This is a genomic window from uncultured Winogradskyella sp. (assembly GCF_947495255.1).
In the GTDB taxonomy this organism is placed as follows: domain Bacteria; phylum Bacteroidota; class Bacteroidia; order Flavobacteriales; family Flavobacteriaceae; genus Winogradskyella.
The window spans coordinates 1-6,937 of record NZ_CANLYI010000017.1 but is presented as its reverse complement, the minus strand read 5'-3'; the positions used below and the strand labels follow the sequence as shown (position 1 = coordinate 6,937).

At 30.6% G+C, this 6,937-nt stretch carries 9 protein-coding genes; all 9 read right to left on the bottom strand.

Features of this window, described 5'->3' with window-relative positions:
* Window positions 1-185 precede the first annotated feature (185 nt).
* The 9 genes from Q0807_RS18665 to Q0807_RS18625 all read right to left on the bottom strand — a co-directional run bounded on the left by Q0807_RS18665 (window position 186) and on the right by Q0807_RS18625 (window position 6,852).
* Entirely contained in the window at window positions 186-668 is a 483-nt protein-coding gene (locus Q0807_RS18665) for a hypothetical protein (RefSeq protein WP_301162034.1), read from the bottom strand.
* A gap of 152 nt (window positions 669-820) precedes the next feature.
* Complete coding sequence (locus tag Q0807_RS18660; protein ID WP_240550702.1) at window positions 821-1,324, bottom strand: hypothetical protein; 504 nt, start codon at window positions 1,322-1,324, stop codon at window positions 821-823.
* Window positions 1,325-1,477: 153 nt separating this feature from the next.
* Window positions 1,478-2,440: a hypothetical protein gene (locus tag Q0807_RS18655; RefSeq protein ID WP_301162033.1), complete on the bottom strand. Its 963-nt coding sequence runs from the start codon at window positions 2,438-2,440 to the stop codon at window positions 1,478-1,480.
* 195 nt (window positions 2,441-2,635) lie between these two features.
* Window positions 2,636-3,367, bottom strand: a complete 732-nt coding sequence (locus Q0807_RS18650; protein ID WP_301162032.1) for a DUF6090 family protein — start codon at window positions 3,365-3,367, stop codon at window positions 2,636-2,638.
* Between the two features lie 163 nt (window positions 3,368-3,530).
* Window positions 3,531-4,124, bottom strand: coding sequence for a hypothetical protein (locus Q0807_RS18645; RefSeq protein ID WP_301162031.1), 594 nt, complete (start codon window positions 4,122-4,124; stop codon window positions 3,531-3,533).
* Between the two features lie 152 nt (window positions 4,125-4,276).
* Window positions 4,277-4,960, bottom strand: a complete 684-nt coding sequence (locus Q0807_RS18640; RefSeq protein WP_301162030.1) for a hypothetical protein — start codon at window positions 4,958-4,960, stop codon at window positions 4,277-4,279.
* Between the two features lie 171 nt (window positions 4,961-5,131).
* The gene (locus Q0807_RS18635; protein WP_301162029.1) at window positions 5,132-5,641 is read right to left on the bottom strand and encodes a hypothetical protein; all 510 of its coding nucleotides are present in this window, start codon (window positions 5,639-5,641) and stop codon (window positions 5,132-5,134) included.
* Window positions 5,642-6,089: 448 nt separating this feature from the next.
* Window positions 6,090-6,410: a hypothetical protein gene (locus Q0807_RS18630; protein ID WP_301162028.1), complete on the bottom strand. Its 321-nt coding sequence runs from the start codon at window positions 6,408-6,410 to the stop codon at window positions 6,090-6,092.
* On the bottom strand, window positions 6,403-6,852 hold the full coding sequence (locus tag Q0807_RS18625; protein ID WP_301162027.1) for a DUF4844 domain-containing protein: 450 nt from the start codon (window positions 6,850-6,852) through the stop codon (window positions 6,403-6,405). The genes Q0807_RS18630 and Q0807_RS18625 overlap by 8 nt, the downstream gene beginning before the upstream one ends.
* Between the last annotated feature and the right edge of the window lie 85 nt (window positions 6,853-6,937).

The window sequence follows — 6,937 nt, the reverse complement described above, 5'->3', positions numbered from 1 at the left end:
TTTGTGAGTTGATTACAAGAAATCAAAGTCAGGATTATTAATGTCAGCAGTATGTTTTTCATAAATTAAGCACAACGTTTATGTATAAGAATAGTTGCGGGTTTGTATGCGAGGATTTTCCGAAGGAAAATCAGACGTTACAAACGCGCAACAACCTTTGATTAAGCACTAAACCGCAATTATTTTTATACGGTGTTGTGCATAGTACTTTTTATTTTTTCAATTTCAGATTCAATTTCCTTATAGTTTATAAATCCGTTTTGAGTGATTGTTTTTTTTACCGTTTTTTTCCAAAATGGGAAAGCCCAAGTTAAAGCAGTTCCGTAATTCTCCCAAGTTCCATTTTTATTTTCAAATTCATACTCGTTCTTGAAACGAAATTTTCCTTTGTAATAATCGATTCTCCTTTTTTTACAGGTCAGAAATAGTAAAAACTCATTAAACCCTTTATTCAAGTCGTCATATTTCGGGTCATAATGTAAGTGACTAATTCCGAAACCAACTGTCAACATTCCGCCTTCATCAAGTTCAATCCAAATTGACGATTCTTCTTCGTTTTCCGAATTCAGAGCCAGATGAGTTCCGTCTTCAAATTCCGAAATCCTATCAGGAAAATGAGATTCCAAAAGCTCTTTTATTTTACTAAATGTCAATTCGTGGTTCGTCATTTTGGTATTATGCACAACGTTTATGTATAAGAATAGTTGCGGGTTTGTATGCGAGGATTTTCCGAAGGAAAATCAGACGTTACAAACACGCAACGACCTTTGATTAAGCACTAAACCGCAATTATTTTTATACGGTGTTGTGGTGTCGTTTTTCATTCAATTATTTTATATTTTCGACCAATTAATTCACATTTTTTAGTCACATTCCAAAAAGCAAAACCAGGTTCCCCTGTCGGTATTTTTCGTGTTATTATTTCTCCGTTTGTCTTCCGAATTCTAAAATCAGCGAAATGTCCATTTTGTTTAACACTTATTCCATCTTCTCTGTTAGTCACAAAAGCTTTAAATCCGTTATGCCATTCAAATTCAGAGTATTCAATGAATTCAGATTTTGAACTTTCCAAAAGAACAAACTTATGAGTTGAGTTTATAATAAATTCAGATTCAGATATTTTTAAAATCAAAACCGGAATTTCATTTTTTTTCAATTCCATTTTTTTGCTAAACTCGATTTGTTCCGATTCAGGAATTAAATCGAAAAGAGTAAATAATTCGGTTCCATTGAAATCAGATTTCTCTTTGCCGAAAAATCCAAAAAACCAAAATTCCATTTGGTCTTTTACTTTTTTCGACGATTTTTCTATTAATTCACTCATTTTCTTAAATGCACCACAACGTGTTTGTATATGGTTTGTTGCGTGTTTCAAGCAACTAATTTAGCAAATAAAAACCGAATAGAAAATCCGCGAGGATTTTCGTAAGTTGGCTAGAACTAGCAATAAATTATATACGGTGTTGTAAGCTGGCGTTTATTTTCCTAAAAGTAAAAGTCTTTCATCATAATCCTCAAAAACTTTCTTATAGCGATAAATTATTTTTCCAAGTGGTGTCAAATCTTCTCTTTTCTCTCTTTCAAATGCCAAATCTCGCTTAATCATTTCTGTCATTAACTCTCCTCCAATTGAGCCTCCAGTTTCAAAAAATTGTCCTAAATGTAAAAAAGCTTTCCATTTTTCGTCATTTTTTAATTCTTGAACTTTACTCAAAATTTCAGGTGGAAATTTACTAACTGAAGAATAGAAATTTTTACTTTTTTCATTAAAATATAAATTTTCATAGCCATTAACCTTTTCAAGGTAATTACTATTTTCTTTTTGAAGTGATTCAACCGTACTTTTCAAATGGTCTAATTGTAAACTTTTTTTACCATTTTCATTCTTAGAGGATTCTAATTCTTGTTTAGTAGAATCTAATTTTTTTATTGTTTCACTTATTGTATTTGTTTGTTTTAAAAGGTTTTCATCTTTTTGTTTTATCTGTTCAGTTTGTTCATCAATAGTTTTTGAGAAATTTCTAACATAGTTTCTTTGCTCTTCATATTGGTCAAAGTATTGTTCACGCTCTTTAACAACTTCATCATATTCAGTTCTACGAACAACATTTTTATTGACAATTTTCCCAGTTATAAAAGGCATAAGTCCAAACTCAATGAACAAAACTATACTTCTTGTAAGTACGACGATTAAATAACCTATAAACATATAGATAAGAGCTTGTAAAGCGTCCAACAGAAAAGATTTCCACGTAATATTATTTAGAATATAATTTTTTACAAATTCTAATTTTTTGTCTAAAGTAAATCCTTCGTCGAAATTAAAGACACCGAATATCAATTCCCAATGATGAATTATTAAGACTATGATAAGTGTACCAAAATAAGGATTGGTTAATTTATCTTTAATGTTACTGAAAAATGAATTTATTACTTCCATTTATTATTTTATGATTATTTTCATTGGTTGACGGATGCTTCTTTCGCTTGCTTACAACGTTGTTGTGTATGGTTAGTTGCGTGTTTCAGCAACTAATTTAGTAAACAAAAACGAACGCGAGAAAATTCCGAAGGAATTTTCCAAATAAGCACTTGCCAAAGCAATTAATTATACACGTTGTTGTGCTTTCGTTATTTATTTATTTAACTCTTCGTTTATTAATTCAGATAATTCTTTTGTGGATTCTAGTAAATTTTGCATATCCTTCAATAAGTTCTTTTCTGTAAAATCTTTTAATTGAAAAGTTCCATTTGTGATATTAATAACTGAAATTATATCTTGCTCTCTAATTAATTGATTTGATAATTTGGGATTTATATTTAAAATAAAATTTATACCTCCAAGACCAACCGCTTTTTGGCTATCCTTTAAAAAAACATCATTATTACCAGATGATCTTTTAATAACTTCGTTTTGAGTAGTTCTCAAATCTAGTAGGCCATTCCTTATTTCATCTGACATTAACTTAATGTCTCCCGTAGAAATTAAAGATTCTATGGTGTTTGTATTAAAATTAGTATACCAAAATGTCCAATCAAGTGCACCAAGAAGAGGTATGACATCATTAGTGCTTTCTGCTTCAGGTAACTTTTCTAAATAATTTTGATATTTTGAAAGACGCGAATCGAGATTTATAATGTTTTTGTTAATATAAATAGTGTCCTTTTCTAAATCTTGTAACACCTGTTTATAATAATTATTGCGAATTTTTGAGCTTTTTCTGTTTTCATTCCAATTATTAATCTGTAACGCTATCAAAATTCCGATAACTACAAGCACAATTTCACCAATCGCATATTTAAAATACTTTTCAGTTTTGTTTTCCATCAACAAGTTTTGTCTAATTTTTCTAAAGAATTTTATCATTGGTTAGCGGTTTCAGGTAATGAAGCACAACGTGTTTGTATATGGTTTGTTGCGTGTTTTAAGCACCTAATTTAGCAAATACAAACCAAATAGAAAATCCGCGAGGATTTTCGTAAGTAGGCTAGAACTAGCAATAAATTATATACGGTGTTGGCAATAGTTTTTAATCCTCAACACAATTACTGTTATAGTATTTTACCATTTCTTCTAGTCCATCTCTAAACCTTAAAGTCTTATTTTCAATCTGTTCAATAAGTTTTGGGCAGTCTGAGAAATAATTCTTTACTAGAGTTGTATAGTCACTAAATACTGGGTCATAAATTCCTATTTTAGTCAGTTTTTCTTCTTGATTCTTTTTTAAATAATAACTAACTGAAGTCATTGGAAATGAACCACCTCCAGCTACAGATACATTTCCATTTGATATAATAGCATATAATTCCAAAGTTTCACCTACATTTAATTCCTGAACACGAATAAATTTATCGCTATTAGTAGTTTGAAAAAACTTGAATTTTATCCATTCATTCTCTGAATTTTTTTGTTCAATAAATTTAATCTTTGAAAAGTCAATAAAAAAAGCTTTACTTTCTGAATTAGCTCTAAATTTAAAGGCTTTATTTCTTGTTTTTCCCATTCCTACTAAAGAATCTCCAGATTTTAAAAAAACTTTTGTCGGTCTATAGGGTTCACTAAATTGAGAATACGAATAAAAGTTTATAGATATTAAAAACAGTAAAAATAATATGTACTTCATTATTGATTGTTATTTAGTTTTAATTATTGCCAACGTGTTTGTATATGGTTTGTTGCGTGGTTTAGCACGTAATTTAGCAAATAAAAACCGAATAGAAAATCCGTGAGGATTTTCGTAAGTAGGCTAGAACTAGCAATAAATTATATACAGTGTTAGCAACTGGCATTTTCTTCTGTCCATTCTTTAGCTACTTGTTCAACATAATCTGTAAATGTATTTATTTTGTCATAACTGTAAAATGTGTATTCTGGTTGTCCATTAATTGGCGTAATGTCATCAAAACAATGGTCAGAAGCGAATAATATTATTTTATTTGTTTTAGAATCATAGAAAGTCATATTCCCGTTTGCCTCTTCTACAAAACAAATCAAGTTTGAGTGGTCTAACGGTTTGATATTTTCTTCTTCGCAAGTTTCTTTATAATATTCATTCCAACTTCCAATTCCGAAACTGCATTCAGTTCCAATAAACATAAAATTCTGATTATTGGTTAGAGAATCCTCTGGCTGATTAAACGATTCTTGTATTCCACCAATATTTTGCAATAAAATTTTGTGTTCAGCACTTAACTCATCTGATACATTTTCTAAATCCTCAATTTTATTTAACCATCCAAATATTTCGTCATCAATATGAGTCCAAGCGAACAAAATGTGAGGAACATTATTAATTTGCAGAAAGGTTTTTCGTGAACATTCAATCAGTTTTGTCAGTTTTGGGAATATATTTTTAAAGTCATTCGATAATTCAAGAGTTCTTTCTTCAATTTCAACTTTATCATTTTCTTGAAAAAACCAACTTATATCTTCTGCAAATGCGGTTAAATCTTTGTTCATAGTTGGTTTTTTTTGCTTGTTGCTAACGGTTTTGTGTATGATTTCGTTGCGTGTTTAAGCAATAAAGTTAGCAAATAAATCACAGATAGAAAGTCCGCGAGGACTTTCGTAAGTTGGCTATAACTAGCAATGAATTATACACGTTGTTGTGCGTAGGCTTTTTTTTCGTATTCAATTGAATAAAGATTTACCTAGATTTTTAAACACATCAATGTATGATTTTTTTCTATTCGTTAAGGCTCGTTCTGGATACAATTCTGCTTCTTTTTTCAATTCAGATGCAATTTGTTTTAATTCCGCATTATTAAATTCACAATCTACATAAAATTCTTCGCCATCTTTGGCATTTGGATGGCGAGATTCTAAATCAAACGTTATTCTTATCCGTTTTTTATCCGCATATTTTTTAGTCAGTTCAAATTCCAAATTTGGCTCCATAAACACAAGAGAATCCGTATCTGTTTCTATATTATTCGAAAGTTGCTCAAACCATACAATAATGTCTTTTAAATCTCTTACCAAAAGAGAAGGGTCAACCGTTTCCCAATTTCCGCAATCACTTTTTACTTTTAAATAAACTAACAACCAATTTGAATCATATTCACAATCAGTTATTTCAGGGAACTGATAATTCGTTATCCTAAATTCAACTGTTTGGTTATTTATTCCTTTAAATATCATTTAATTCAGATTGTTTTTCGTTCGTAAGTAGCTAAAAAGTTTAAATTTTAGTTCGATTTTCGTTGGTCTGACAGCTTACGCACAACGTCCACTGTGTATGGCGAAGTGAGGCGCGCCTCACGGGAAGGCATAATTGCGCCTCATTCGCTATACACTTTGATGTGTGTAGTTTCGTGTGGAGTTCACGTAGACTCGACTAAATATAGCACAAAATTAGACGAGGTGCAATTAACAGTGGACGATGTGGTGAAATTAGTAGAAAGGAAGCGTTTGGAAAACGCGATTCTACGTGCCGCAGGCAATTTCACCACATCGTGTTTGTGTATGGTTAGTTGCGTGGTTAGGGAACTAATTTAGCAAACTTTAACGAACCCGAGAAAATTCCGCAGGAATTTTCGCAAGTAAGCTCTAAAAAGCAATTAATTATACACGGTGTTGGCAACAGTTTTTATTTAATTCCGATTAATATTCTTGCTTTTTCGTGATTCGGTGATTTATCTTCTCTCATAGAAATTGTAATTTGTCCAATCCAATAATTTTCGTCTATTATGTTATTATTAGACACCAAATTAGTAATATTTTTTTGCGATGATAATTTTGAAAATGTTTTAGCTAAAGCTTCTTTTGTTAGTTTTAACGATTTTAAATTGTCAGGCAAAATATCCAGAGTACAAAACAATGTGTAGTACAAATTATATAAACTTTCATAATTCATATCGTTTGGTAATCTAGGATTGAGATAATCGTAAAGTTTTTCCGAACTATTCATTTTTTTTAATCAGTTTGTTAGGGTCAAATCCATACATAAACTCATTTAATTGTCCATTTGAGCTTTCCAATTCGACAATATCCATCAATTCCTCAAAATATGAGCAAACCCTTTCTCGGTCTTCTGTATCCAACTCCATATAAATTTCCGCAAACCTTGTAAGTCCAATTCCGATTTTTTCTTGATACTTTTTGTCAGTCGGTTTATCAGATTCCGCAACAGTTTTAAAATCAGACGCAACTTGATTTATTTTTTCCGTAAAAATTGGTCGCATTTTTTCGTCCGCAATTCCTGGATAATGATTTTCAGATACGAACTTTTTCTTTGCTATAAATTCCGCAAACTTTTCATTCGCATTTTCAGGTGTTTTCATTTCGGTTACATTTTGTCCGCAAGCAGAAAAGGTTAAAAAGATAATTAAAATTTGAATGTATTTCGTCATTTCTCAAATTGTTGCCAACGTTGTTGTGTATGGTTAGTTGCGTGGTTAAGCAACTAATTTAGCAAATAAATCACAGATAGAATAT